The sequence below is a fragment of the Streptomyces sp. NPDC048419 genome (assembly GCF_043200415.1).
Classification (GTDB): domain Bacteria; phylum Actinomycetota; class Actinomycetes; order Streptomycetales; family Streptomycetaceae; genus Streptomyces.
On record NZ_JBICXT010000005.1, the window covers coordinates 298446 to 325286 of the forward strand.

The 26841-nt window shown below is 68.0% G+C and carries 29 protein-coding genes; 2 read left to right on the forward strand and 27 right to left on the reverse strand.

The window, feature by feature from the left end:
• Positions 1 to 6 precede the first annotated feature (6 nt).
• From ACGFYN_RS14130 to ACGFYN_RS14140, 3 genes are all read right to left on the reverse strand, one after another.
• Entirely contained in the window at positions 7 to 882 is an 876-nt protein-coding gene (locus ACGFYN_RS14130) for an LLM class flavin-dependent oxidoreductase (RefSeq protein WP_393866075.1), read from the reverse strand.
• Between the two features lie 42 nt (positions 883 to 924).
• Entirely contained in the window at positions 925 to 1503 is a 579-nt protein-coding gene (locus ACGFYN_RS14135) for a dihydrofolate reductase family protein (protein WP_393866076.1), read from the reverse strand.
• A gap of 80 nt (positions 1504 to 1583) precedes the next feature.
• On the reverse strand, positions 1584 to 2336 hold the full coding sequence (locus ACGFYN_RS14140; RefSeq protein WP_393866077.1) for a prepilin peptidase: 753 nt from the start codon (positions 2334 to 2336) through the stop codon (positions 1584 to 1586).
• Between the two features lie 152 nt (positions 2337 to 2488).
• Between ACGFYN_RS14140 and ACGFYN_RS14145 the strand changes: the two genes are divergently transcribed.
• Positions 2489 to 2863, forward strand: a complete 375-nt coding sequence (locus ACGFYN_RS14145; protein ID WP_393866078.1) for a DUF192 domain-containing protein — start codon at positions 2489 to 2491, stop codon at positions 2861 to 2863.
• A gap of 98 nt (positions 2864 to 2961) precedes the next feature.
• Here ACGFYN_RS14145 and ACGFYN_RS14150 read toward each other — a convergent pair whose 3' ends face one another.
• From ACGFYN_RS14150 to ACGFYN_RS14265, 24 genes are all read right to left on the reverse strand, one after another.
• Positions 2962 to 3456, reverse strand: a complete 495-nt coding sequence (locus ACGFYN_RS14150; RefSeq protein ID WP_393866079.1) for a hypothetical protein — start codon at positions 3454 to 3456, stop codon at positions 2962 to 2964.
• Between the two features lie 47 nt (positions 3457 to 3503).
• Complete coding sequence (locus ACGFYN_RS14155) at positions 3504 to 5414, reverse strand: hypothetical protein (protein ID WP_393866080.1); 1911 nt, start codon at positions 5412 to 5414, stop codon at positions 3504 to 3506.
• Between the two features lie 196 nt (positions 5415 to 5610).
• Positions 5611 to 5835 (reverse strand): hypothetical protein, encoded by a 225-nt coding sequence (locus ACGFYN_RS14160; RefSeq protein ID WP_393866081.1) that lies wholly within the window; start codon positions 5833 to 5835, stop codon positions 5611 to 5613.
• Positions 5836 to 6519: 684 nt separating this feature from the next.
• Positions 6520 to 7227: a hypothetical protein gene (locus ACGFYN_RS14165; RefSeq protein WP_393866082.1), complete on the reverse strand. Its 708-nt coding sequence runs from the start codon at positions 7225 to 7227 to the stop codon at positions 6520 to 6522.
• 22 nt (positions 7228 to 7249) lie between these two features.
• Entirely contained in the window at positions 7250 to 7864 is a 615-nt protein-coding gene (locus tag ACGFYN_RS14170; RefSeq protein ID WP_393866083.1) for a hypothetical protein, read from the reverse strand.
• Between the two features lie 120 nt (positions 7865 to 7984).
• A complete protein-coding gene (locus ACGFYN_RS14175) occupies positions 7985 to 9340 on the reverse strand; it encodes a putative T7SS-secreted protein (protein ID WP_393866084.1) in 1356 nt (451 codons plus the stop codon).
• On the reverse strand, positions 9337 to 9654 hold the full coding sequence (locus ACGFYN_RS14180) for a hypothetical protein (RefSeq protein WP_393866085.1): 318 nt from the start codon (positions 9652 to 9654) through the stop codon (positions 9337 to 9339). The genes ACGFYN_RS14175 and ACGFYN_RS14180 overlap by 4 nt, the downstream gene beginning before the upstream one ends.
• Positions 9655 to 9774: 120 nt before the next feature.
• The gene (locus tag ACGFYN_RS14185) at positions 9775 to 10800 is read right to left on the reverse strand and encodes a hypothetical protein (RefSeq protein ID WP_393866086.1); all 1026 of its coding nucleotides are present in this window, start codon (positions 10798 to 10800) and stop codon (positions 9775 to 9777) included.
• 5 nt (positions 10801 to 10805) lie between these two features.
• A complete protein-coding gene (locus ACGFYN_RS14190) occupies positions 10806 to 11465 on the reverse strand; it encodes a hypothetical protein (RefSeq protein ID WP_393866087.1) in 660 nt (219 codons plus the stop codon).
• Positions 11466 to 11966: 501 nt separating this feature from the next.
• Positions 11967 to 12137, reverse strand: coding sequence for a hypothetical protein (locus ACGFYN_RS14195; protein ID WP_393866088.1), 171 nt, complete (start codon positions 12135 to 12137; stop codon positions 11967 to 11969).
• 987 nt (positions 12138 to 13124) lie between these two features.
• Entirely contained in the window at positions 13125 to 13772 is a 648-nt protein-coding gene (locus ACGFYN_RS14200; protein ID WP_393866089.1) for an OmpA family protein, read from the reverse strand.
• 8 nt (positions 13773 to 13780) lie between these two features.
• The gene (locus tag ACGFYN_RS14205; RefSeq protein WP_393866090.1) at positions 13781 to 14362 is read right to left on the reverse strand and encodes a hypothetical protein; all 582 of its coding nucleotides are present in this window, start codon (positions 14360 to 14362) and stop codon (positions 13781 to 13783) included.
• Between the two features lie 34 nt (positions 14363 to 14396).
• A complete protein-coding gene (locus tag ACGFYN_RS14210) occupies positions 14397 to 15005 on the reverse strand; it encodes a pilus assembly protein TadG-related protein (RefSeq protein ID WP_393866091.1) in 609 nt (202 codons plus the stop codon).
• Positions 15005 to 15238 carry a hypothetical protein gene (locus ACGFYN_RS14215; RefSeq protein ID WP_384250892.1) on the reverse strand — a complete coding sequence of 78 codons (234 nt, stop codon included), beginning with the start codon at positions 15236 to 15238 and terminating at the stop codon, positions 15005 to 15007. Before ACGFYN_RS14215 ends, ACGFYN_RS14210 begins: the two co-directional genes overlap by 1 nt.
• A 253-nt stretch (positions 15239 to 15491) precedes the next feature.
• The gene (locus ACGFYN_RS14220; RefSeq protein ID WP_393866092.1) at positions 15492 to 16445 is read right to left on the reverse strand and encodes a response regulator; all 954 of its coding nucleotides are present in this window, start codon (positions 16443 to 16445) and stop codon (positions 15492 to 15494) included.
• Between the two features lie 56 nt (positions 16446 to 16501).
• Positions 16502 to 18091, reverse strand: a complete 1590-nt coding sequence (locus ACGFYN_RS14225; RefSeq protein WP_393866093.1) for a sensor histidine kinase — start codon at positions 18089 to 18091, stop codon at positions 16502 to 16504.
• Positions 18092 to 18097: 6 nt separating this feature from the next.
• Positions 18098 to 18985 (reverse strand): DUF5936 domain-containing protein, encoded by an 888-nt coding sequence (locus ACGFYN_RS14230; RefSeq protein ID WP_393866094.1) that lies wholly within the window; start codon positions 18983 to 18985, stop codon positions 18098 to 18100.
• 31 nt (positions 18986 to 19016) lie between these two features.
• On the reverse strand, positions 19017 to 19961 hold the full coding sequence (locus ACGFYN_RS14235; protein ID WP_393866095.1) for a type II secretion system F family protein: 945 nt from the start codon (positions 19959 to 19961) through the stop codon (positions 19017 to 19019).
• Position 19962: 1 nt separating this feature from the next.
• The gene (locus ACGFYN_RS14240) at positions 19963 to 21300 is read right to left on the reverse strand and encodes a CpaF family protein (RefSeq protein WP_393866096.1); all 1338 of its coding nucleotides are present in this window, start codon (positions 21298 to 21300) and stop codon (positions 19963 to 19965) included.
• A gap of 18 nt (positions 21301 to 21318) precedes the next feature.
• Complete coding sequence (locus ACGFYN_RS14245; RefSeq protein WP_393866097.1) at positions 21319 to 21675, reverse strand: TadE/TadG family type IV pilus assembly protein; 357 nt, start codon at positions 21673 to 21675, stop codon at positions 21319 to 21321.
• A gap of 1 nt (position 21676) precedes the next feature.
• On the reverse strand, positions 21677 to 22075 hold the full coding sequence (locus tag ACGFYN_RS14250; protein WP_393866098.1) for a pilus assembly protein: 399 nt from the start codon (positions 22073 to 22075) through the stop codon (positions 21677 to 21679).
• Positions 22076 to 22080: 5 nt separating this feature from the next.
• Positions 22081 to 23328: a CpaE family protein gene (locus ACGFYN_RS14255; RefSeq protein ID WP_393866099.1), complete on the reverse strand. Its 1248-nt coding sequence runs from the start codon at positions 23326 to 23328 to the stop codon at positions 22081 to 22083.
• A gap of 6 nt (positions 23329 to 23334) precedes the next feature.
• Positions 23335 to 24042 carry a Flp pilus assembly protein CpaB gene (cpaB, locus tag ACGFYN_RS14260; protein ID WP_393866100.1) on the reverse strand — a complete coding sequence of 236 codons (708 nt, stop codon included), beginning with the start codon at positions 24040 to 24042 and terminating at the stop codon, positions 23335 to 23337.
• 76 nt (positions 24043 to 24118) lie between these two features.
• Positions 24119 to 24928, reverse strand: a complete 810-nt coding sequence (locus ACGFYN_RS14265; protein WP_393866263.1) for a hypothetical protein — start codon at positions 24926 to 24928, stop codon at positions 24119 to 24121.
• Positions 24929 to 25307: 379 nt separating this feature from the next.
• Here ACGFYN_RS14265 and ACGFYN_RS14270 point away from each other — a divergent pair, with 379 nt between their 5' ends.
• Positions 25308 to 26825, forward strand: coding sequence for a hypothetical protein (locus ACGFYN_RS14270; RefSeq protein WP_393866101.1), 1518 nt, complete (start codon positions 25308 to 25310; stop codon positions 26823 to 26825).
• Positions 26826 to 26841: the final 16 nt, after the last annotated feature.

The window sequence follows — 26841 nt, forward strand, 5'->3', positions numbered from 1 at the left end:
GGCGGGTCAGGGGACGAGCGGCCGGACCTCTTTCGCCACGAAGCGCACGAAACCCTCCGGGTCGGGCTCGTCGCCCGTCGGCTGGAGGATCACCGTGTCGGCGCCGGCCTCGGCGAGACGCTGTACGGCCTTGGCGACGGTGCCGGCGTCCCCCGCGACCCCGAGGTCGGGGGCGGGTTCGAGCCCTTCGCCGGCCTGTTCGGCGCGGAGCCGGGCGACGGCGTCCGGTCCGGTGGTGGCGAGCAGGTAGACCACGACCTCGTGCGGGTCGGCGGTCCGCCCGGCCGACTCCCGCCCCTCGTCAATGAGTTGGCGGGCCTTGCGTACGCCGTCCACCGTGGTGGACGCGGTGAGGACGGTGCCGTCGGCCGCCTCGCCGGACAGCCGCAGCGAACGCGGCCCGGTGGCCCCGGCGAAGACGGGCACGGGAGCGGACGGCGGCCAGTCGAGGCCGACGTCGTCGAGGCGGACGTAGCGTCCGGCGGTGGTCACCCGCTCGCCGCTCAGCAGGGTGCGCAGGGCGAGGAGGTGCTCCCGCAGCAGGGTCAGCGGGGACTCGGCGCGCGCGCCCACCTGCCCCATCCATGCCTGTACGCCATGTCCGACGCCGACGATCGCGCGCCCGGGGAACATCCGGTGCAGGGTGGCGGTCTCCATGGCGGTCACGGCGACGTTCCGCAGCGGCACGGGCAGCAGGCCGACGCCGATCCGCACCCGCTCGGTCCAGGCCAGGGCGGCCGCGGCGGCCGAGATCCCGCCCTCCAGGAAGCAGTCCTCCCACAGCCAGAGCTCTTCGAGTCCGGCTTCGTCGGCGGCGCGGGCGACGGCGCGCAGTCGCTCGGGGGGCAGTTGGGGGCGGAACACGGCACCGAGTCCAGTCATGCGTTCTTTCCTACCCGCGCCCGAACCGACCGGACAACTGCTTTACGAGGCGGCGCCGACGGTGTTCGGCACGTAGTGCAGGTACTCGACGCCGTTGCCGAAGGTGCGGCTCTCGGCGAGCCGGAGGGACGCGTCGATGTCGGCCTCCGGGAAGAGCCGCGTGCCGTGGCCGACGAGGACCGGATGGACGTAGATCCGGTACTCGTCGACGAGTCCGAGCCGCAGGAACTCGGCGGCGATCCCGGCCCCGCCGAGCCCGAGGTCCCCGTACGACCGCTCCTTGAGCGCCCTGACCTCCTCGGGGACGACGCTCCGCACGACGGTCGCGTTCCAGTCCGCCCGCTCCAGGGTCCGCGAGTACACGACCTTCGGGATGGTCCGCCAGATCCCGGCGAACGCTGCGCCCACGGCGGAGATGTTCGGGTCCGCGTCCGCGGTGGGCCAGTAGCCGGCCATCAGCTCGTAGGTGCGGCGGCCGCTCAGCAGCGCGCCGTAGCGTCTGATGACGTCGTTGAAGTGCTGGTGGATCTCCTCGTCGACGGAGTGCCAGCTGATGTCGTGGTCGGGGCCCTCGACGAAGCCGTCGAGGGAGATGTTCATCATCAGCACGATCTTCGACATCGGTCACCCAGCAGTCGTCCGTCCGAATCGGTCGCCGCACACCGTATCCACAGGTGGGACCGGTGCCGCGGTCCGGGCGGTCAGCTCGCCGCGAACGCCCCCAGCAGCAGTCCCGTGAGCGCCCCGCCCATCATGAACGGCCCCAGCGGGATCGCCGACTTGCGGCCCGCCCGGCGCAGCACGACCATCCCGAGGCCGTACACCGCGCCGTAGAGCAGGCCCATGAAGGCACCTACGAGGAGGGTCCCCCAGCCGTACCAGCCGAGGGCCGCGCCCAGCGCGAGGGCCAGCTTCACATCGCCGAAGCCCATGCCGGAGGGGTTGATGAGGAAGAGGACGAGATAGGCGCCGCCCAGGGCCAGGCCGCCGAGCAGGGACGTGGGCCAGGAGCCGGTGCCGGCCGGAAGGAGCGCGGCGACGCCGAGCAGGACGGCGGTCGCGGCGGCCAGCGGCAGGGTCAGCACGTCGGGGAGGCGGTGGACCCGGTGGTCGATGAGCGTCAGCAGGACCGCCACGGGCGTGAGCAGGACCCAGACCGCCGTCTCCGGGTGCAGGCCGCCGGCCGCGGCGAGCCCGGCGCAGACGAGTGCGGTCACCGTGGAGACGGCGAACGTGCTCGGGCCGTACGTCCCGCACGGGCCGGCGCGCTCCACCGTCGCGCAGTCGGCCCGGCCCACCCAGCCGCCGTACGCACCCGTGATCGGGTGCCCGGCGGGGCAGTTCGCGCTCCAGGGCTCGCCCGCCTCGACCGACAAACGGTGCGCCGCGCGGGGCAGCGCGAGGCCCGCCCCCGCTCCCCACAGAGCGGCCACGACGATCAGGAGTACGCCCACGGCGGGACCCTACGGCGGCCGGGTCGGGTTCGGCATGGGTCCGTGGGCCCATGTAGGGCCCAGTGCTGTGCGGATACGTTCGGGTTCTCGCAGTTCTTCTGTGCACAGGGTTCTCCTGCGGACAGACGGCGACAACGGGAGGGGGCCTCGGCATGGGGCGGCGTTGGCAGGACGGACGGAGCACGCTGGTGGTGCGGGGTGACGGTGAACTCGGCGCGGAACCGGTGCCGTTGGAGATCGCCACGTCCTACCGGGCCCGTACGAAAGGCTTGTTGGGCCGGGACTCGGTCGAGGGAGCGATCCTGCTCTCCCCCGCCAACAGCATCCACACCTTCCGTATGCGCATCCCCATCGACGTCGCCTATCTCGACCGCGACCTCATCGTCATCGCCGTACGCACGATGAAGCCCTGGCGCCTGGGCCTGCCACGGCCCCGCTCCCGGCACGTACTGGAGGCGGAGGCCGGGGCGATGGCGGGGTGGGGGCTGCGGGCTGGAGTGCGGGTGGAGGTGACGGGCGGGGTGTGACGTGGCGAGCAGGTGCCGGCGGGGCTGCCGACCGGTCGCCGCCAGTTGCCCTTCTCCCCGCCAGTTGCCCTTCTCCCCGCCAGTTGCCCTTCTCCCCGCTAGTTGTCCTTCTCCCAGCGCCGCATGTCCTCCGCGTTGCCGATCCTGATGCCGAAGGCCCAGGTCGGGTCGAAGAACAGCCAGTAACGGGACTCGAGTTCGAGGGCCAGGCACTTGAGGACACCCCCGGCCGGATCGGACCCGCCGTCCGTGAACGGGCGGACGGTGGTGCAGCGCAGCCGCGACCAGCCGTCCCCGAAGAGCTGCTCCCCCCAGGAGGCGTGGGCGACCTCGTCGTCCGTCTCCTCCTCCACGGTCTCGAAGAACTCGATCCCGCCGAGCGAGACGGACTCCACGAGCCGCACCGCCAACTGGTCGTACTGCCCTACCGATTCGAGCCGCAGCACCCCCTCGTCGAGCACCACGTGCACGACGAGCGGCTGCGGCCGGAACACGGGCACGGGCACCTCGTCCCGGTCGATGAGACCGGGGACGAGGACGTCGGTCACCTGGCGTTGCCGCAGGACGTCCTCGATGCGGTTCCAAGGGGTCACTGCCTGCTCCCGTCCTTCGGCCTCGGTCGCTCCGATTGGACCACGGGTCACCCGGCCTTCTTGGTGATTTCGATCGAGGTGTCCAGCCCCTCGCCCGACTTCAGCGCGGTCCAGAACTCGCCGTTCTCGCGCAGCACGATGGTCACGCCGTTGCCCCGGTAGATGAGGCCCTCCGGCTCGCCCTTCTTCAGCGTGCCCTTGCCGACCAGCTTGAACGTGCCGTTCTTGATGTTGGCCTCGATGTCCTGGAGGAACCGCGGCCCGTCCTCCTTGAGCTTCTTGTACTTCGTGCCGAGCGCGTCCTCGACCAGCTTCTTGTGGCGCAGGAAGTGGTCCTTGAACTTCTTCGGGTCGCCCTGCCGGACGGTCGGCTTCTTGGCCGCCTCGGCCTCTTCCTTGGTCATGCGGCCGGCCGCGCCGTCGGCGTCGTCGGCCTGCTTGCGGGCCTCCTCGGCCTCCTTCTTGGCGTCCTCGTCGCAGCCGTCCTCGGCGAGGACGAGGTACGGGGAGCCGCCGGCGGCAAGGACGGTGGTGCCGGTGCCGGAGGAGCCGGTGAAGGCGTTCCCGTCGGCGGGGGCGGTGCCGTCGTAGGGGATACGGCGGCTCGGTGCGGAGATGGTGCAGCCGGACTGCCGGGCCTTCTTCTCCGCCTCCTCGGCGGCGTCGTCGGCCTCCTTGGCCGCCTTCTCCGCGCCGGCCACGTCACCGGCCTTGGCCGCCTTCTTGGCGTCCTCCGCCGCCTTGGCGGCCTTCTCCGCGAGCGTGCCCAGCTTGCCGAGTTTGCCGAGCACGCCGACCTTCTCCACGACCTTTCCGACGTCGTAGCCCGGGATGAAGAGCGAGCCGATGTTCCAGACGACGGTCGTGACGGCACGGGTCTTGTTGCCGCTGTTCCACTGGTCGGCGACGTCCTTGCCGATGAACATGTCGTAGAGGACCGTGCCGCCCGTCTTCAGCGACGCGCCGCCCCAGTCGGTGATCGCGCCCAGGTAGTCGCCCTTGGACCACTTGTCGGCGGCGCCCTTGGAGTTCTCCACCCAGTTGTGGCCGAGCTGCTTGCCGTAGTCCCCGAGGCCCTTGAACGTGTCGAGGGGGTGCCGGACCATGTCGTAGATCCCGGTCACGTCGCCCCAGACGCCGTCGACGAAGAGGCCCTGGCCGACCTGCTTGACCTGGTTGCCGGCACAGCCGAAGAAGGCGCCGACGCCGGAGAAGCAGCCGTCGTCCTTCTTGTCGTCTTTCTTGTCGTCCTTCTTGTCATCCGGCTTGTCCGCCTTGTCAGCCGGCTTCTGGGCTCCGGGAGCGGCGGTCTTTTGGCCGGGGTCGGTCGTGCCGTCCCCGTTCCCGTTCCCATTCCCCGCAGTGACGTCCGTGTCGCCGCCCGACGGGGCCGGGCAGGCCATGCCGGTGACCTTGCAGACCTGGGCCTGGATGCCGCCGGAGATCTGCGTACCGAGCCCGGTGACCAGCAGTGCCGTGACGATCGCGGCGACGATCGCGACGAGACCCGCGTACTCGATCGCGGTCTGTCCCTCGTCCCGGCGCCAGCGGATCATGCGGGCCAGGGAGAAGGGACGGCGCTCGGCGCGGTCCAGTCCGGGGACGTCGTACCAGCGACGGCTCTCCGAGCGGAGCAGGAAGCAGAGGATGAGGATCGGCAGGACGAGCTGCGTCCCGCCGCGGGCCGATCCCGCGACGAGGTTGGCCGCGCCGCTCAGGATCAGCCACACCTGTACGGCGATCAGGCCGCGCCAGACCCCGAAGCCGCCTTCCCAGCTCCGCCGGGCCAGCCACCAGCCCAGGGTGCCGGGGGCGGCCCCGTAGACGAGAAGCGCGAGTACGCCACCGCCGAGGGCGCCGGCCGACGTCGCCGTGAACAGCAGGCCGAGGCCGCCGACGATCGTCATGCCGAACAGGACGTGGGCGAGGACCAGCGCGGACGCGAGCGGCGTGGGCATGTCCCGGCGCCTGCCGTGCCCTCCCGGCCACACGGCCCCGGACTCCGGCACTCCCCCGATCGACGCCATGACCGCCCCCCCCTCGACTGACTACTCGGCCGAGGTTAGGAACAGGCGGTCTGCCCGAGATGGGCCCGTGGACCCAAATCCACGCCCAAAGGACCGAAGGGTTACGGCAATCCGCCGGTGGAGTCGGTCACGGCAGCGACGCAGCGACGGCAGCGAACAGGACCACCGGCTCCTCCTTGTCCTCGTGGCCGACGCTCGCGGCGATGACGCGGTCGCCGGCGCGCCAGTGGAGGAGGTCGCCGAACCAGCCCTGCCGGACGAGTTCGCGGAGGAGGGGCGGGAGGCCGTCGTCCGTCGTCCGTCGTCCGTCGTCGAGGATCTTGCCGCCCGAGTTCACGGTGGCGCCGCCCATGCGGTGAGGGCGTCCCAGTGATGCCCCTCGGACCACTTCTTTCCTGCATCCCGAACATCCTGCGACCACTGGTCGGCTACGGCCGCTTTGGAACCTGCACTCGTTCGTCAGTGCCCGGTGCGGGCCTAGAGGCGGCAATGGGCCCCTTGTACCGCGTCACCCGGAAGGGTCGTGCGCCACCTGGCTCGGAAACCACCGCACCGACCCCAGGAGGTCCTGCACACCACAAATGAGGGAGCTGCGGGCTCACGTATCGCTTGAAGGGAGTGGCCGTCAGCACGGTGCCGTGGCCACGGATTCGCAGGACGGCCGGAACGCGGGCCTCCCGTCCCGATGAAGACTCGTAGTCCTTGAGCCGCCACCCGTGCGAGGCCGAGCTCACGACCTCGCACTCCACCAGGCGCCAGGAATGTGTACTCATCGCGCGGTGCATGCGCAGGGCCGTCACAAGTGCCCAGACATTGAGGGGCACCAAGATCGGCACGAGGACGACAATCCTGACGGTCATGGAGATGAACCGGTCATCGCCACCAGCTGCTCGTAGCAGGGGGATGAGGACGAGCGCGGGCCAGACCGCGAAGAGGAGAATCATCTGACGGATGATTCGGCGCCGTATCGCCCGGCCGGTGGGCGAGTGGTTGATCGCTGGCTGCGAGGCCCAGGGAAGTTGTGGAGAAGTCATGGTTATAGGCGTTCTCCCTTCTTTCCTCGTTCCTGTTCATCCGCGCCAGGGGAAAACGGATCCTCGAAGCTAACCATGTCTGCGACTTGCCTGAGGATGTCTCGATACTGCTCACGGTGGGCCACGGCCGCCGTGCTGAGCGTCAGAACGGCCAAGCGGTCACCGTCCGGGTGTGGAAGGTTGGCATAAATCTGAAGCAGCGGCTGACGAGGCAGGCCTGATTCGGCCGTTGGGGTGCGGACTGTCTCGCTGAACGTGGCAGGGCCACACGCGAGTTCGGCGTACTCGATGTTCGTGTGACCCCGGTCCGTCGCAATAGCCCGGGCAGCGTTGACCCCTCGCGGCGCCCACGCCGTGGCCACCCACCCGACGGTGAACAAGGAGAGCAACACGCCACCGTCACCATCACCCGTGTCATCGCAGTGCAGTCCGAGAGAACAGTGGACCGTGCCCGCCACGCGCAGGACGTGCACCATTCGTTGGGCATCTGCGAGGTTCGCCATGAAGCTCTGGCGGGACTGTTCGTCCGGTGCAGCGGCGAGGACGGGAGCGAGGGCCTCGCGTAGCTTCTCGGCGTCAGGGGACGTCGGCGGCTCAATAAGAGCTTCAAGAGGCAGGGTTGTGAAGCCTGCGGGAGTCACGAACCAGATGCCGTCGCCCGGTTCTGTGACGCTCGGATGAATGACCAGATTCGGTGGAGGTGTGGTCATGTTCGGTGGCTCACGCCCTTCGTTATGCGCGAGGCTGAGGAGTACTGTCGAGATTCTGGGCGCCGGCGCGACGGGCACGTTCTATGTCAGCAACTCCTGCGCCCCAGTTCTCAGGGACACAGCGGCGGTCGAAGACCGGACGCTGAAAGAGCAAGTGGAATCGCCTTGGCCTTTCGCCATTGCGATCGGAGGCGGCTACAACGGCCAGGAAGCGCGGATCGCCCGCGAACCACAGGGGTTCGATCTGCCGTCTACGGTGAGGCTTCGTACGGGGGCCGTCAAGGCGCTTCAACCACCAGTAAGAACGCTGATGCTTGATGAACACCAGGGGAATCTTCTCCCCGGAATTAGTGGGGTTCGGGAACTCGAACCACATTCCGTCGTCCCGAGCTTCCGGATGCTTACCGAGTCCACTGGGGACCCCTTCGAGGAGCTGCCAAGGATATTCCTGCAGGACGCGCCGCATTCGGAAAGCGCCAGGAAAATAGGTTAGCTGAACAAAGAACCGGTACAGGGAGTACAGGATGAACGGCAGAAAGACGAATACGAACGCCTGAGATGTGTACACCACCATCACATAGAACAGGCCTGGGTACGCAGCAGTCCACGCGATCTGCCCGAGCACGTTCATCGTCATGTGCCTCACCCAGGCAGAACGGGTGGGTTCGTGGTTCCAGGCTGTGGGGAGATCTGAAGACCGCATGGGGCACGCTTCCTTGTCCGATGTATGGATGGCAGGGATAGTGGGGTGATCCTGCTACTGGAAGAGGCGTCGGACCAAGTCAGTGGTCTCAGCGACATCGATCGGCCCTAGGAACATGCCGTCGGCGGACGTGGCGACATTGCCGACGGTGTCGTTGTCCAATGCGTCTACGAGGCTGGCGGACAACCCGTACGTCGCCGTGGAGAACCCAGCCCAAGGGGCACTGGCTTCGGCGAACTTGACTGCCGGGGCCAGTTTGGGAGCCTTGACAACAACCCATTCGGTGAACGGATTGTTGAGGTCGGTGAAGGCTTTGGCGGCCTCCATCGTCTTGCCCCCTGCCGCCGACAAACGCTCACCCAGAGTCAACGCTTCGCCGGCTGCCCCTGCGCCCCGAAGCGCGGCGGGCGCACCTTTCATCACGGCCCCGATGCCCGGCAGCACTCCGAGGGAGTCCGCTGTCAAGCCGATCATATTGCTCCAGAAGTCGGAGTCGAGCTCGCCTTTGGTGAAGCCATCCTTGATCGATGCCCAAACCTCCGGCTTCATTGTCAGCCTGGTACCGACAGCGGCCGCACTCAATACGGCAGCAGATAGCAGCAGCACTGCCGCCGCGGTCCCACCAGTGGCCACGAAGAGAGCCACAATGCCGATTGCAGCAGCTGTCCAGCTGAGGATGTCGGGCAGATTGTCGGTGATCCAGTCGAGGGCTTCATCGAAGAACCCCGGCTCGTGCGGTGCTAGTTTCTGGGTTGCATCACTGATCTTGCGCGCCCGGTATCGAGCCCTTTCTTCGTGTTCTTCGGCAAGCTTCTTCGCCTGGCCGATGATTTTATCGAGCTTGGCCTGCGCTTCCTCCACAGCCGTGTTTGCGTGGGTCAAGGCCTTGTGTGCATCGTCGTGACGTGAACCCTTCTTGTCCAGATCAGGGCTATTCTTCGCCTTGCTCGCACGACCTCTCGCCGCGTTCAGTACGTCCTGTGCGTCTTTTGCGTCCCGTTCCAGTCGCTTGGCTCGGCGCTGAAACTCATCGAGTTCACCTTCCCAACGATCGAGTTGCCGGGCAGCCTTGCGGATGGAATGCGCGGCGTTCTTCAGGTTGAGCGGCAATGGGCCGCCATCGAGCTGCTCCCGGAAGGCTACGGCCGCGTCGCCCTTCCAATAGCTGCCGTCCAGCAGCTTGGTCACCAAACTGTGGGAATCCTCCAGGACCTTGGCACAGTTCGCGAGCTTGACATACAGGTCGTGGACGGCGTCGGTGCTGCCCGGAGCAGGATTGAATCCCAGGTTCGGATATTCGTGATGCGAGACACCAGGATGCGACTTCAACCCTTGAGGCTTGTCGAGGTCCGCGCGAGCCCGCGAGTCGAGAAGTCCGTCCGGCTGCTCGAGCCCAGGAGTGTAAGTCACTTTGAGCCTCCCCCCTTGCCGTCGTTGGCGTTCTTCAGGGCTTCCTCCAGGGCCTTGTCCACCTCTTTGTAACTGTCCCTGCTCTTCCCGATGATGTCCGCAAGCTCCTCGGTCTGCTCGCCGATCTGCCCGGTGCCATACTTCCAGTCCTCCTGAAAGCTCTCACACGCGGAATCCAGATCATCCGTGCCAAGCCCTCTGACGGTGGCATCACTCAGCGCCTTGCGCAGTCCTTTCAACGAACTGCTCGACTTCTTCAGCAACTTCATGAAATGCGCAAGCTCATCGTGATCAACGGCCAGCCGTTCCGCCACGCGCTTCTTCCCTCTCCCCCTGCGGTGGCCAGGAGTTGATTAATCCTGGCCTTCCGCTTCTGATACACCTCCACCCGCCAGCCACCTCAGCAGGGAGGGTGCCCAAACTCCGTGACCGCGTCAGCGATTGACGGCCTGGATCTCCTTCACCGTCACGTCCTGGGTGTACGTGGACAGGCCGTCGGGCAGGACCGGTTGCTGGGGTGCTCCGTCGGGATCGGCGGAGTCGGTCCAGGTCACCTTCCAGGTGATCGACGCCTTGAACGGGTAGATGCCAGTGCCGGACGAGCGGCGGTAGGTGATATTGCAGGCCGCGTCGCTGCTGTCGACGGTGTAGCCGCTCTTCGCCTTGACCAGGTCGTACGAGCAGGTTTGCGGGTCGGCGTCAGCAGTGCCGGCCTCGACCTTGAGGGCGACGGGCGTCGCGACCGTGGTGGCCGCCATCTGGACGCCCTTGTAGTTGATGCTGGCCGTCGTCCAGACCCGGTCGAAGTCGCTCTTGAGCTTGACCTGTGTGCCGAGATTGACGATGAGCCGGTCTGCGCGCGGGCTGAGCTCAATGGGTGGGGTAGGCAACTTGGTCGAGTTGTAAGCGAGTTCGGAGAGGATTTCCGGGGTGAGTTGATGGGGTTCCGGCTTCGGCTGGGCCGGAGGAACCCAGATCTCCCAGTTGTCCGTCGTGACTGGACAGGCCTCGCTGTAATCGTCGTTCCGGAACTTCACCTGCCACCACAGGCCCTTGTCGCCCTTGTGGTAATCCTCGTCGGCCCGCTTCTTGGCGTAACTCGCCGCAGGTTCCAGCGCACCCCTGTACGAGGACTTGATGAACTCCTCGTACTCCTTCGACGTGTACATCGGTTCGTACCAGCAAACCGGGGGCTTCCAGTCTGCGTTCGAGGAGGTGGCGGTCGCGGTGGGGGTGGACGAGCCGGGCTTCTTCTGGTTGATGACGATGTGGGCGCCGATGGTCCCGTTGGCGGAGTCGGCGCCCGACCCGGCACCCGAGGAAGTGCCGGTCTGCCCGGTTTGTGTGGTCCCCCCATCGCCGTCGAACTTGGGGTCACCCGCATAGGCCGGGAATCCCGTGCCCAGCGCAGCGACAAGGCTTGTGACCGCGAGTGCTTCGAGGACCCGACGGGTATGCATTCCCCTCATCCCTGCACGCACGACGGGTCCGCCTTCTTCCAGCTCTGCTGCACCACCTGCCAGTCGCCGCGAGTATCTTTCGCTACCTGGAACGTGTTCAGGATGAAGTCCTTGTCACTCGGCTTGGTGCGCAGCTCCTTGCCCGTCTTGATCTCCTTGCCGTACGCCTTGCGCTGGTCTTCGCAGTAGCGGCCGGCCGCCGACTTGTTGTTCGCGACGTCTGTGACCTCAAAGTCGTAGAACCGATAGTCACCCGTGATGGTGAGGCCGTCCTTCTTGACCTTCGCGACACGATTCCCCCAGTAGGTGAGGGCGGGCACCGCGAAGTAGCGATTCATGTTGACGGTCCGGCCGTTGCCCTTGGCGAATGCTTCGAGGTTGGACTGAGCCGAGTAGGCCAAGTCCCGCAGAATCGCGTCTTTCGTCGCGTCCCCGGTCGGCTGCCGCTCGACGGTCACCTTGATGTCCGACGGCAAGGCGAAGTTCGGTGCATTCTTCCCGGCAGAGGCGGAGACGGAAGGCGACGGGGAACTCGATCTGCCCGTGTCCGCCCCCTTGATCTTGTCCGAGGACGAGCCGTCACCTCCCCCCGAGCCGCAGGCGGTCAACAGCAGGGCCGCGGAAGCGGTGAGCACGGCCGTCGCAAGCCGGGCGGGGCGGTTCACTTTGGGACTCCCGTTGAGGTGGGGGTTAGCTCAAGCGAACCAACGCTATCCGTGGGGCACATGCGGACACCAGCCGGGACCCGGCCAAGATCAAGTCAGCTGGCCATGATTTGAATCGAATTGAGCGTGAACGCCCTGCACACCATGTGATCACCTGCGCTGCGTCGAGTGATCGACTGCACAGCCGTCGGCCAGGGTGCACGACCCTGCGAGGCGGACCTGCCTGTCAGTGCTGCGCTTCGCAACTCCAGGAGAATCTCGCGTGATCGCTGCAGCTCTCTGCTCCAGCGAAATCCACGCAGCAGCCAGCGAACTGTCGGCCGCGGTTGGCCGTGACGGAAACGGCGAGGACTCGGCTCGCCATGACCGAGGACATCGAGCGCGGACCGAGTACCTTGATGCCCTCAACGGCGTCATGAGGTCGGTCTCGGCAACCGAAGCCACCAAGACGTTGACGCAGGGGCCGGTGAGCATCTGCGCCGCCCCAAGTCCGCCATGAGGTCAACCGGGTGACTCCGCATCCTCTGACCGGTCCCGGCGCGAAGCACTGGCCTCTCTCATCCTGCGGCGCATCGCCGCGAACTCCTCGTCCGTCACGTAATGCCCGAACCGCTCGGCGAGCAGGGCACGGGTACGGTCGGCCCGTGCCCTGATCTGTTCCAGGGTCAGCATCTGGGCAGCGGTCTCCTGCTTCCGGAACTCACCCCGCTTCCCGTCGCCGGCTGGGCGGTGGCAAGGGCAGCCGCAGCGGTGCATCAGCAGCAGGCGCGTGCTGTATGGCAGTGCTACGTTCCGCAGTTGGCGGCATGCGCCGTGCACCAACTCGTACCCAGGCCGCTGCGCAGGGGCGCACTCCGCCGACAGCGCCCCTGCGTCCACCGCGCCGTACGCCTTCACCGTTCACGTTCGACGTGAGCAGTCATGTCCTGCGTATCCGATGGCGGAAACTGCGTGGCGCACGTCGCGCAGGCATACACGGTGAAACCCGGCCCCGAGTTCTGGTGCACCACGCACACCGCGACCGGGGTTTCGGTGGTCACATGACAGCGCACGCACATCCGTACCGGCGATCGTTTCCCCGCCCCCATCTGCCGCCACCGACCCCGCGGGGGCCAGGAAAACCACCGTTGGGCGTGGGAATTTTCCCTCCGGTGATCATCTCCGGCGTGATCGGCTTACCCGGATCCTCGGGCGATCCTTTGTAGATCTCGGCTCCACTCTCCCCGCGCGGCCCCGACGGCCCATAGCTGGTCACCACCTGCCCTGACCGGGTCCTTGCCCAGACCGCCCCAGGTTCTGGCTCCACCTTTCCAAGTACGGCGGGCCAGCCAGCAGCCGACCACGCCGGGCGAGGCCGCGTACACCACCTGCGCGAGCAGCCTGCCGTCCACCGCGTCCAGCGACGCCGCTGTTAAGAGGAGCCCCAGGCCGCCGAGCACTGTGAACACCAAAAGCGTGTGCAGGAGCGCCAAGGCGACTGCGAGCGATCGGGGCATGTCCTGGCGCCCACCGTCTTCCGACGGCTGAGAACGGCCGAACTCAGGGCCCGCCATTAGGCGTGGACAGGTCACTCTTTTGATGGCGGTACGACCCGCCGATGGACGGGCCCGCCCCCGTCGGCGCTGACGTGGGGCGAGCCCGGAACGCTCAAGTGATGGATCAGCTCCCGCCCCGCGGGAACGTGACCTCCACCCGCCTGTTCTTCTTGCGGCCCGCCTCCGTGGAGTTGTCGGCGATGGGGTACTGCTCGCCGTAGCCGCGTACCTCGAAGGTGATGTTCGGGTCGTTGAGTTGCTGGTCCAGGACGTCCTGGACGGCGTTGGCGCGTTGCCTGGAGAGGACGTCGCCGTGGGCGGAGGAGCCGAGGTTGTCGGTGAAGCCGAAGACGCGGACCTTGGTCGCCTTCTGGTTCTTGACCTCGTCGGCGATCGTCGCGATGCGGGACTTCGCCTCGCCGCTCAGCTTCGCGCTGTCCTTGCCGAAGAGGACCTCGGCCTGGAGGGCGAACGTGACGTCGGTGTTGGTGTCTTCGCGGCGTTCGTCACCGCTCTGGTCCTCTACGACGGACTTGATGTCCAGGACTTTCGGAGAGGCCAGAGTCGCGCCCTCCGGGAGCTTCAGGTCAGGGTCGTTGGGATCGACCTTGACGGGAGCGGAGGCGGAGGCCTCGGTGCCCGGCGGGGCGCTCGGGCTTTCGTCGGCGTGGGCCGTCACCGCGCCGTAGAGATTCGCGGCGACCATGACGGAGGCGGCCGTGAGAGCGAGGGCAAGGCGCGGCGGCGCCTTGCGGGTGTAGGAACGGTTCATGGCCGGCCTCACCCGGAGATCTTGATCGAGCCGCTGGAGAACGTCGGTACCTGGAGATCGACCTCGGACGTGCTCGCCGGCGGCGCGGGGAACTGCATGAAGACCGGAAGCGTCTGGCCCGCCTCGAGGTTCCCGAGGCCGGTCGTGGTGAGCGGGCGGCCCTCCGTGTCGCGCAGCACGTAGTACCGCTTCTTGCCCTGGGAGTCGACGAGCGTGGCGCCACCGAGCGAAGGACCGTGCGCGATCACCTCGGTCTCGTCACCGCTGGTCTGGGGCGGGATGACGACCGACTTGGCGCCGTCGTTCTTCACCACCCCGTTCACCGTGACGAATCCGCCCGAATCCCTTTCGGCGGAGGTGATTTGGAGAAGCAGGCCGTCCGTGCCCTTCAGCTCGGCAAGAGGAGTCTCCGACTTCCCTTCCTGCGAACTCGGTTTGGATCCACCGTTCTTGGAGGCCGACGCCGATGTGTCGGGCTTTTTGTCGTCACCTCCCCCGCCGCCGCAGCCGGCCACCCCGAGGGCCAGTCCGGCCGCAACGGTCATCGCGACCATCCCCCTACGGGCCTTCGTAGTGAACCGAATGCTCATGACTCTGTTTCCTTCTCCACTCGTCGTTCGCCTGTCAGTCGGCCAGATGGACGTCGAAGAGGTCTTCGGGTCCGGGCAGATCGGTGAGGTGCTTCGGGTCCAGATCCCAGTCCCTGTCCTTGCAGGACAGCCGCGGCAGCACGTCGGCACCGGCATTCGCCGCCGGCAGCTGGAACGTACAGAGAGGTTCGATCACCGCAGTGGCGTGTGCATGGGCGTAGCGGGTCTCCGTGCCAGGGACGATGGACTCGCCGACGGGCTTGTCGGCTTTCACGTACACCGTGTAGCTCAAGGGCAACGGGACTGGCTGACAGCCCCCGGCGGCCATGTCCACCGGCGCGTCGTTCTGCGACGCCAGTTGGAACGCACGCCAGCAGCCGTTGAGCTGCGCCTCGTTGCCGTTGAAGATGCCCTGCCACTTGGTCGGGTCGAGTACGTTCTTCACCCACAACCCGGCAAGGTCGTCCCTGGTCTCCTGAGCCGCCGCGAGTGCCGCCGCGTCGGCGGCCGTCTGGGCACCGTTCCGATTCGCCGCGGCCTGGCCGACCGCGAAGTAGGCGAACGCAAGGAAGAGCAGGCCCCCCACCACCGTGATGTAGATGGGGAAGGCCTGCCCTGCATCGCCGTACCGGCGAGGTCGCATCAAGGAGCGACCTTGGCGATCTGCGCCTGAATCTTGCCGAGAATCGTCTGACCGAGGTTGGTGCCCGTGATCGCCAGGACGATCGCCACGACCACCGCGATGATGCCCAGGTACTCGACCGCCGTCTGCCCCTTGTCGCCGGCGCGGCGCTGCACTGCCTCGACCGTCGTGTTCTTCCAGCCGTTCACACGAACCTTGGTCGCAACGGCGGTCTTCAGCATCAGGTCGCTCATGGTGTTCCCCTCCGGGTTCGGCCGGCCGTGGACCGGCCGACTCCTGCGTCTCTGTGCCTTTCGCGTAACCGGCTTCCTCCTTGCCGGTGCCGCTTTCGACACGAGAAACGTACGGCGGAACACCCCGCCCACCAGAGGGTCCCAGGGCCCAATCAAGGGCCCAAAGAGAGGCCCAGTCGATGCTTTGGGACGGCATGCCGACGGCATGGGCCTGCGGGCCCTGCTTCACGATCCCCCGTACCGTCACCCCAGGTCACCCCACCCCTCGGCCCGAACCGGGCGCCGTGCCGAGCCACTTGGCGGCTGCTTCCGAGCGGCTGGTGCTGTGGAGTTTGGCGAAGATGCGGTTGATGTGGTTCTTGACCGTCTTCTCGCTGATGAAGCAGGTGGCGGCGATCTGCTGGTTGTTCATGCCGGACGCGATGTGGTCCATGATCTCCGCCTCCCTCGTGCTCAGTTGGAACCGTGACCTGTCCGGAGCGGCCGGGCGGCCACTCGACCATCCAGACGACGACTGTCCCACATCTGGTTGCAGTTGCGAAAGGTTTTCCGCAGGAACACCGGGAGCAGATGGCGGATACGTGTCGAAGTAGCCTGGTGGAGAGGTGATTTCGGCGTGGAGATACGGAGCCCTCGCCGATGCATTCTCGTATGCAGTCGCATCGGCCTGGCCCAGTCCCTCGGGGAGGGGCATGCCGCCGGCGGGGCTCTGGCCCTGGCGTAGTTGCGCCAGCAGCGCTCCCGCTGCCGTCGGCGTGAAGTGGGCCCGGCCTTCCTTGATGTCCCTTATCGCCGCGACCAGTTGGTCGGCCGTGAACTCGCCGTGCACCAGGTAGCCGCCGGCGCCTCGGCGCAGGGCCTCCTGGACGATCTCCGACTCCCTGCTGTACGTGAGCATCACGACCGGGGCGATGTGCACGAGGTACGGGAGTGCCGAGATGCCGTCCACGCCCGGCATGCGGACGTCCAGGAGGACCACGTCGGGGCGGTGCTGAAGGGCGGCTTCGTACGCCTGGCGGCCGTCTGCCGCCTCCGCCGCGACCGTGATGTCGGAGCGACCGGAGAGCAGGGCCGTGAGGCCCGCGCGGACCACCGGATTGTCGTCCGCCACCACGACCTTGAGCGGAGGGGGTGGGGGGAACGCTTCGAACGGGCTCTTGGGCGGCGGCTCCTGGGAGCCGGGACGGGGACTCGTCGGGTCCGGCATGGGGAGGTGGCCTCCTCTCCTCTGAAAGGGTTCGTGGGGGGACGGATACGGCGTGCTCATGCGGGTGAGGGCGACGGCGCCGCCGTCAGGGCCGCCAGCGGGAGTTCCAGTCGGACCTCCGTGCCCTTGGGGTGGCCACCGCGGCCGATACGGATGCGGGCGCCGACCGACGCGGCACGCTCGACCATGCCGACCAGGCCGAAGTGGCCTCCGCGGCGCAGTTGTTCAAGGGTCGTGCCGGAGGGCAGACCGCGGCCGTCGTCGTACACGCTGATGCGGAGCAGGTCTCCGTGGACGCCCGCGCTGACGTCCACACGCGTCGGGCCGGCATGGCGGTGGGCGTTCTCCATCGCTTCCGAGGCGATCGTGAGCAGCTGGCGTGCCACGGCCGGTGGCACGGGCGGGACGGCATGCTCGCCGGTGGGCCGGTACGCCGCCGGGAGACAGGTGCGGGTGCTGAAGTCCCGGGTGCGGGCGGCCAGTTCGACGAGCACGTCCGTGGCATGCTCAGGGTCCGACTCGCGGCGCAGGTCGGCCAGGAGTTCACGGGACTCGGCCGCTGCCCTGCGGGCCGAGCGGGCGACCAGTTCGGCCTGTTGCTTGACGAGTTTCGCGTCCATGTGGGGGGCGCCCGCGGACCCGGCAAGACCGTCCGCGGCAAGCGCCACGCCGTGCAGGGTCTTGGCCACCGAGTCGTGCATCTCCCGGGCCAGGCGCGCCCGTTCGGCGCTGACCGCCTCCGTGACCGCGAGGCGGGCCTGGACGGTGGTCAGGGCCTGGGTCGCGGCGCCGAAGCGGAGCATGAGGTTGCGCAGCGTCGAGCCGACCGCGCCCGCGATCACACAGAGGCCGGGCAGGAGCAGGGACTCCGCGGGGGCGGCGTGCAGGTCCTTCGAGGCCGCGTAGACCAGGAAGAGGATCACGGACTGGAGGGAGGCGAACGCCGCGGCGCCGCGCCAGCCGTAGACGATGCCGGCCAGGAGCGGCGTGCAGACGCTGACGTAGGCCAGGGTGGTGCCCGGGCCCGCCGAGATCAGGAGCAGGGAGCCGAAGAGGGTGTCCACCGCGAGGAGTGTCGGGTGGCGCAGGAGGAGCGGGCCGAAGCGTTCCCAGTCCCTGAAGAGGACGTAGGAACCCATGAAGGTGACTACGACCGCTGCGCCTACGAGGCGGGTGGCCAGGCCTGGGGAGGCGTTGACCAGAGCGGCGGGGGCGGCCAGGGCGATCATGGCCAGGCGGAAGCCGAAAACCTGGCGGCACATTGCCTGGAGGGCGTTGACCTGGATGGGAATGGTCGCGTTACCGGGTGCGGGAGGTTGGGCGGGCACCCGGGCTTCGGCCGGCTGATGGGGCTGACCTCCGTCGGCGACCGCCGGCAGTCTTCCCGCCACAGCAGCCTCCGCCGCTGCCACAGGCGCCACCCCCCGCGGATCCGGCTGCGCCGGCACCCCCGCCAGCCGCACACCCGCCGGCTCCCAACCCGGCGGCAGTGCCGGTGTCACCGACGTCACCGGGATGTCGGGAGCGCCCGTGCGGACGTGGGGTGGGAGGACCGTGCCCGCTGGTGGGGTGGTGATCTCCGGGGTTTTTGGGCGCCGTCGCAGCAGGCCCGTGCGTTCGGTCGTCGTCGCCATCTCCGTCGTCACCCCGTCCTACTTGCCCGTGAGAGAGCCGAAGTCGGTGCCGGAGCCGAGGATCAGGCCGGCGCCGAGGAGGATCATGGTGGCCGGGACCATGAAGGTGGTGATCATCATGGTGGCCTTGGGGACCGCGCGGGCCGCCTTGCGACGGGCGTTCTGCGCGTCCGTGCGGCGCATGTCCTTCGCCAGGGACACCAGGGTGTCGACGATCGGCGCGCCGAGCTCCTCGCCCTGCTGAAGCGCGGTGACGAACATGGCCACCTGCTCGGAGTCGTTGCGGCGGCGCAGTTCCGCGAAGGCCTGGCGGCGGCTCATGCCGAGGTCCATCTGCCGCAGGGTGATGCGGAGTTCGTCCGCCCACGGGCCCTCGTACTTCGACGCCACCCGGTCCAGGGCCTGGCGGAAGCCGAGGCCCGCGCTGACCACGACCGCGAGCACGTCCAGGAAGTCCGGCAGCGTGCGCTCGATGACGTCCTTGCGGACCCGGATCGCCGCCCAGATGCCGACCTCCGTCCAGAACGCGCCGAACGCGAACAGGATGGCGGCCACGATGAAGTTGCCCTTCATCAGGAACACCAGGCCGCCGACGCCGCCGAGGATGCCGTAGACGGCGCGGCGGGCCGCGTAGCGGTCGATGGTCAGGCCTCCCGGGTTGCCCGCGAGGTCGATCTTGCGGCGGTACCTGGCCACCATCTTGGGGCCCATCAGCCGCAGCACAGCCGGTGCGTACCGCATGCCGAGGCGGTCGACGAGCGAGTCGACCGCGCCGGTGCGGGTGGAGCCGACCTCCAGGGCCAGCGCGAGGTCGCCGGGCAGTCGCGCGTCCGCGCGGTACATGCGGATGCCCGCGAAGATGCCCCAGATGCTGAGGCCCATCACCAGTGCCAGCAGAAGTCCCACGGTCGTCCTCCCTCCAGGCTTCTCGGACGTCTCAGACGTCGATACGGGACATACGGCGGATGAGGATGAACCCGACCGCGTAGAGCGAGAACGAGATGATCACCGCGCCCTGGCCGAGCGGGGATCCTGTCATCCGGTCGAGGGCGCCGCTCTTGACGCCGTTCATCAGGAACAACGAGCCCACGCCCAGGACGGGGACGGCGTACGACGTCATGTTCACCTGGGACAGCTGGGTGCGGACCTCGCGCCGGGTCTCCTTGCGTTCCTCCAGCGTCTCCGTGAGGTTGCGCAGGGCGCTGACCACCTGGCCGCCCGCGCGGTTCGAGAGCACCAGCGTGGTCACGAGGACGACCAGTTCACGCGAGGGCAGCCGGTCCGCCAGCTCGCCCAGCGCGTCGTCCATCGACGCGCCGACCGCCAACTGGTTGGCCACCTTGCCCAGTTCCTCACCGGCCGGCGCCTCCAGCTCCTCCGCCGCCATCCCGATCGCCGTACGCAGCGCCAGTCCCGCCTGCGTCGCGTTCGCGAGGATGCGGGCCAGTTCGGGCAGTTGGTTGATGAACTTCTCGATCCGCTTCTGCCGCTGCCAGTTGAGGAACTGCAGTGCCACCCAGATGCCGAGCAGTCCGGCCAGCGGTCCGAAGAACGGGGCCAGGGTCGCCTGTCCGATCAGCCACAGTCCCGCCACCGTCGCCAGCATGTAGACGAAGAACTCGCCCGGCGTGATGTCCAGGCCGGTCGCCGACAGCCGTAGCTCCAGCTTCTTGCCCAGCTTCGTACGGCGCAGCCGGCGGTCCAGGTTGCGGAAGCGGCGCCGCTTGCCGCCGACGGGGATCTGGCCGGTGGCCGACAGCCGGTCGACGAGTTCCTGGCGCTGGGCCTTGCCCATGGCGTAGGCGTGCAGACCCACGACCGCCAGGACGCAGGTCAGCAGGGTGATGCCGGTGGTGAGCGTGACGAGGGTATGCAGATCCATCCTATTTCGCTTCTCTTGTCGCCAGTTGGCCTGCGGACTGGGCCACGCCGAAGGCCTGGGGGACGGGCTGGCTCGCCATGTAGAGGCGGTCCGCGGTGCGGCGTGGGAGCGGGAAGTATTCGAAGGCGCCGTAGATACGGCCGTCGGAGGCCATCGGCTGGGCGTTGAACCGGGCCACCGTCGCCAGCCGGTACGGCTCGCTGCCGTGGCTGTCGAGCAGTGCGACCTCGGTGATGCGGCGGGCGCCGTCGGCGAAGCGCGTGAGCTGGATGATCACGTCGATCGCGCTGTTGATCTGGTCGTGCAGCGCCTCGAAGGGGATCTCGACCTCGGACATCGACGCCAGGGTCTTCAGCCGCATCAGCGCGTCCTCCGCGCTGTTGGCGTGCACGGTGGCCAGGGAGCCGTCGTGGCCCGTCGACATCGCCTGGAGCATGTCGAGGGACTCGCCGCCACGGACCTCACCGACGACGATCCGGTCCGGGCGCATACGCAGCGAGTTGCGGACCAGGTCGCGGATGGTGACCTGGCCATTGCCCTCGACGTTCGGCGGGCGGGACTCCAGGCGGATCACATGCGCCTGCTGGAGCTGGAGTTCGGCGGAGTCCTCGATGGTGATGATGCGTTCGCCGTCCGGGATGATCCCGGAGAGGGCGTTGAGAAGGGTCGTCTTTCCGGTGCCGGTCGCGCCCGAGACGATGACGTTGAACTTGGCCTGCACCAGGCCCGCCAGCAGATACAGCATGTGCTCGTCCAGCGAGCCGAAGCCGATCATCTCCTGGAGCGTGAAGGAGCGCGGGAAGCGGCGGATGGTGAGGGTGGCGCCCGTGAGCGACAGCGGCGGGATGATCACGTTCACGCGCTCGCCGGACGGCAGGCGCGCGTCGACCATCGGATTCGACTCGTCCACACGGCGGTTGACCGTCGAGACGATCCGCTCGATGGTCTGCATCAGCTGGTCGTGGGAGGGGAAGCGGAGCGGGAGCTGCTCGACCCTGCCGCCGCGCTCGACGAAGATCGCGTCGGGGCCGTTGACCATGATCTCCGTGATGGACGCGTCCTCGAGGAGCGGTTCGAGGATGCCGAGGCCGAGCGCCTCGTCCACCACACGGCGGATCAGCTGCGAGCGCTCGACCGTGGACAGCACCGGCCCCTCGCGGCTGATGATGTGGCCGAGCACCCGCTCGAGCCGGGCGCGGCGCTCGGCGGCGGCCAGCGCGCTCATCTCCGCGAGGTCGATCTCCTCCAGGAGCTTGGCCCGGTACGAGGCGACCATGTGGCCGTCCTCGCCCTTGCTGCCGTTCTCCTCGGGGGAGTTGATACGTGCCCGCAGGCTCATGGTGTTCCTCGCAGTGCCTCAGTGGTCGAGCGGCATGGTGGCTTTCTTGTGGGCGTCTCCAAAACCGTCGTAGCCGGGGAAGATGGACGGGATGTGGACGGTGGCGGTGACGGTGACCTCGTCGCCGCCGGTCGAGGCCGGGCAGCTCCTGACGTCGACCCAGCTGCTGACGGCGTTGCGGCAGGCCTGCTCCGAGCCCTGCTGTAGCGAGGCGCTGCGCGCCCCGGCGCGTGCGGCCGTGCCCGCCTGCTGGGCGACGTAGGCGATGATGCCGAGCTGCACCGCCGCCATCGCGACAAGCAGCAGGATCGGCAGGAACCCCAGGTATTCAAGGGCGACTTGACCGCGGTCGCGGCATTTCCTCCCGTACGACATCTCAGTTCGTCGCCTCCTCGACGGCGCCCGCGTGGCCCTTCACGGTGAACGGGAAGTTGATGGCGCCGGGGAACAGGACGGGGACCTTGATGCTGACGTCCGAGGTGATGTAGCCGGTGCCGAACCCGTTGCAGCCCGCCGTGGTGCCCTCCCTCCACGCGCCCGACAGCTTGTCCAGCCCCGCCTGCCGGCACTTCCCGTCACGGTCGTACTGGGCCGCCGTCCCCGCCCGAACCGCCTCGTCCGCAGCATTCCCCGCAAGCGTGAACGCGTACCCCACCAGTACGAGCTGCCACAGCACCACCAGCGTGACGATGATCGTCGGCGTCATGCCCAGGAACTCGATGGTGACCTGGCCCCGGTCTCCGCCTCTCCACGACGTACGCATGCGCTCCCCCATGCCCCTCACTCCTTGCGCCGGCGGAAACTCACCGAACCCCGGTCGCCGCCTCGCAACCGTCCGCTCCTCTGGGCCCCTTCCGTCACCTTCACCAGTCCCAGCTCCCCCGCCAGCGCCCACAGCGCCTGCTTCACCAGGCCCTTGCTGTCCAGTTCGTGGACGCGGCCCGCGTCCACCGCCCCCTGGAGTTCCTTGAAGTTCGCCGGGATCGCTGTCGCGGCGACCGCCGTGCCCGTGATCTTCTGGATCAGCGGCGGCTGGATCTCCGTGCCGCGCGTGTGCCGGTTGACGACCACCGTCGTCTCCTCCGCCTTGCGGATCTGCAGCCGGTCCCACATCCGCACCGTCCGCTTGGCGCCACGCACGGCGACCACGTCCGGCGTGGTGATCAGCAGGGCCGTGTCCGCCATCTCCACCGCGGCCGCTCCCGCGCCGCTGAGCTGCGCACCGCAGTCGACGACCACGACCTCGTAGCGGGAGCGCAGTGCGCTGACGATCTGCCGTACGGCCCGGTCCGTCACTTCCTCGCCGCGTTCGCCCTCACCGGGCGCGAGCAGCAGGGCGACGCCCGTGTCGTGTCGGAAGACCGCGTCCGCCAGCACCCGCGGGGAGATGTCCGTGATCGCCGCCAGGTCCACCACCGAGCGGCGGAACTGCACGTCGAGATAGGAGGCCACGTCGCCGGCCTGGAGGTCCATGTCCACCAGCACGGTGCTGCGCCCCGACGCCTGTGCGGCCAGGGCCAGTTGGATCGAGGTGAGCGTCGCTCCCACGCCGCCCTTCGCCCCGCACACCGTGACGACGGTGCCGCCGACACCGGTGAACACGTCGCCGCCGGAGCCCAGGTGGCGCCGTACGCCCACCGACCACTGCGCGACGGCCTGGACGCGGCTGGCCAGCTCCTCGTAGCTCAAGGGGAGGGCGACCAGTCCGCGCGCGCCGTAGTCCATCGCGGCCTGGAACAGCCCTGGGCCCGCGTCCGAGGTGACGAGGATGACTCCCACCGCGGGGAAGCGCAGGGCGACTTCGCGGATCAGCTCCAGGGCCGGGACCGGGCCGATCCGCTCGTGCACGACCACGACCTCGGGCAGCTCGTCGATCGACTCGGCGGCGAGCCGCGCGAGGGTGTCGATGAGCTGTGTCGAGTCGGCGACCGGGGACACCGGTTCGGCGTCGGGCAGTTGGCTGAGCAGTGTCGTGATGGACCGGACCGCGTCCACGTCACCGACGGCCGGGAGGATCCTCGTGGGCATGGCCTCTCACTTGTCCTTCGCGAGCTGGTACGTCCGGTCCCGGTCGGGGACCGTGGTGTCGCTGCCGGGCGCCACCAGGGCGAGCCGGACCCGCTGGGCGAACGACTCCGCGTAGGTGATGCGCTGGGCGTCGAGCGTGGAGAGGGCGAAGGTGATCGGGACGGCGTCGGTGGGCTGCTGGTTCTTGTTGCTCTCGGTGGGATCGAGCGCGGTGATCTTGCCGACGTCGAGGACCTTGGCGTTCGTTACGATGATCTTGGACTGAGCGGGGTCACCCTCCCGTTCGCCCGCGAAGGTGGCGTACACGTTGACGGTGGAGCCCGGCGTGATCTTGCCGGCGACACCGGTCGCCGCATCGATCATGATGGCGACCTCCTGCTGCCCGGGCTGCAGGGCGGGCTGGTTCACGATCATGTCGCTCTGCAGCAGGGATCCCGCCTGGAGCGTGGTGACCGCGATCTTGCCCTGTATCTCGCGCAGATTGGTGATCGCGTTGTCCGACAGCCAGCGCTTGGGCATCTGGATCTTCTCGAACTGCCCCGTGTTCAACTGGGTGTAGGGCGCCACGTTGGTCTTGACCCGGTAGGCCGTGACCTCCGGACCGACCTTCGACTTCACGTCGCTGATGACGGACAGGACGCCGGCGAACGCGCCGAGGGCGCAGACGACCGACAGGAGCAGGAGTAGCACGCCGCGGCGCTGACGGGAGTTCATGAACCGTACAACCTCATTGGGGATATCGGTCGAGCGGAATGGAATCGTGCGAGCGGTGCGTCTGGAGGTTCAGGACTCACCCGGCGGTGATTTGGTTCTCCAGGAGCGGTGGTGTGGCGGAGCAGAAGACGCAGCGGTCGCCGATGACGTCGATGCCGCACCAGTGGCAGACGCCCTGCCGCACCGACGTGACCAGCTGGTACAGCACGGACAGGTCGGGGAGGTAGGCGGCGAACTCGATCAGCTTGCCCGTACCCCACCAGATCGGTGACTCGGCCGGCAGCGGCGCTTCCTTCAGTCCCTGGACGCTCCAGGACTGCGCGAGGGTTGCAGTGACCCAGTCGGACTGCAGCTGCCCCTTGGCCACCAGCATCCACGTGCCGAACTCCGGGCCGCTCAGCCCGGCGCCGGGAGCGATCTTCACCAGCTGCGGCTCGGGGTGCGCCAGAACGCCGAACTGGCTGCCCGGTACCCACGACTTGGCGTGCGACTTCAGACCCACGGGGACGCGGTCGAGCCGGGCGACGGAGCCGAGCAGCGCGCCGGAGTGGATGTAGTGGGTGAGCAGGCGGCCGGCGGAGGCCAGGACGCCCGGACTGAGGTCGCAGGAGGCCAGCTGCCTCAACTGGCGTGCCAGGACTGCCAGTCCGAGTGGGGGCAGATCCGGACAGAACAAGGCGATACGGTCGCTCTCCAGCAGGGAGCGGATGGTGTGCAGACGTCTGTCGACCCCACGGGAGACCGCCTGCGAGCACACCACGATCAGATGCCCGTGCTGGTCGATCAGGCTCTGCACCGCGGCCAGCGCCTGCTCGAGCGGCTGTTCGTCCAGGTCCTGGAGGACGACAGCGGGCAGGGTCCGCTCGTCCTGCGGCGGCAGCGCCATGTCGGCACTGGTCACGGCAATGGCAGTTGGCACGCGCAGCTCCCCGTGTTACGCCGTCGATCCACCGGGGTTACTCCGGTACACCGAGATGACTTCACTGCGTGACTACCTCAGCACTGTATCCACGCCTCTGTGACCGGAGAACAGCGTTTCTGTAGCTGGTGGGCAACTGTCGATTCACAAGACACGCCAAAACGGGGCAGGTTGAGCATCTTGCCGGTCCCATTCCGACTCTGGGCCTCCGTTTGGGCCCCCGGGCCCACGCCGCCCGGCACCCCGCGCGCCTACCGTCGCCGCCGTCGGCAACAACCACACCGCCCGCCGAGGAGGGGTGCGCATGTCTCGCGGGGGAGGCATACGACCGTACGCACGAGGGAGATTGGCATACGACGACCGCGGCGCGACCGGCACCGAGTACCTCGGGATGGTCGTCGTCACGGCGGCGATCGTGCTCGGCATCTCGGCCACGGGCGTCGGTCGGACGATCTACGACAAGCTCGGTGCCGAGATCTGCAAGGTGGCCGGCGGCGACTGCTCCGCCGGCGGCCCGGATGCGGGCAAGCCGCTGACCGACGCCGACTACGAGCCGGCCCTGTGCCAGGTCTCCTCGGTCACCGACAAGGCGGGCTCGAAGGCCAAGATCCTGTTCTGGGAGATCGGCAACGAGTACGGCTTCCAGGAGCAGCACCTCAAGGCGAAGACGGACGTCAACCACGACGGCAAGGTCGACGACAAGGACGAGCTGGTCTATCTGACCTTCACCGACGCCGCGTCCGTCGGCGTGAAGAAGGACTTCCAGCCGGGCATGAAAGTGGGCAAGTTCGGCACCGACAAGGTGGAGCTCGGCGCCGGGATCAAGGTCACCAACGGCGACACCTGGGTCTTCGAGAGCCCCGACGAGGCCAAGCGGTTCCGGGACGACGTCGAGAAGCTGCAGATGTACCAGATGCGGCGGGAGATGCCCGGCGGCGCGGACGCCAGCCTCGGCGACAGCATCGCCTATCTCTTCGGCACCGGCCCGCTCAAGGACGAGGAGGACACCGAGAACCGGGTCAAGGACCACCTCGGCGACAACCGCAGGATCACCTACGGCAAGGTGGGCCTGGAGGCGTCCGCGTCCGCGGGCATCAAGTTCTCCATGGCCGACGAGAAGAAGCTCAGCGCCACGCTCGGCGGGAACTTCAAGTACTCGCCCGACGTGACCTGGACGGACAACGCGTACAAGAACACCAAGTCGTACACCTACTCCTCGTCCATCGAGTACGGCACCAAGGCGGGCTACCAGGCCGGCCCGCTCAGCGGCGACTACTCGGCCTCCCGCACCCAGACCGGCACCATCACGGTCACCTACGACAAGACGAGCGGCAAGCTGGTCCGCATCGACATGACGCGCACCGTCGAGGACGGCGGGCAGAAGGACGGCGCCAAGGTCGGTGGCGACAACGGCAAGGACGGGAAGGACAAGCGGGGCGGCAGTGTCGGCGAGAAGGGCACGGACAGCTCCACCGGCATCCAGGTCGTCACCAACTCCGTGAGTTTCGACCCCGGTCCGGCGGGCGACAAGGACCGGGCGATCGGCGAGCAGTGGCTGGACAGCAACAACGAGCAGATCGCCACGCCGTTCAAGTACATGTTCGACGACCACGCCCCGACGGGTCGTCCCGGCGCCGACGATCCCTTCGGCCGGTTGATGTTCGACAAGGGCAGGTCGAGCAAGATGAACTACACGGGCGAGGTCAACGCGGCGGAGTACGGCTTCGAGCTGAACCTCGGCCTCAGCCTCGGCCTGTCGATCAGCACCGAGAAGAAGTCCGAGACCCTGACCGACGCGCAGTTCCTGGGCGCTCCTCGCGGCAGCAGCCGCTCCTACCTTCCCTACAGCTACTGTGCGAACTGACGAGAGGGGAGCTCCC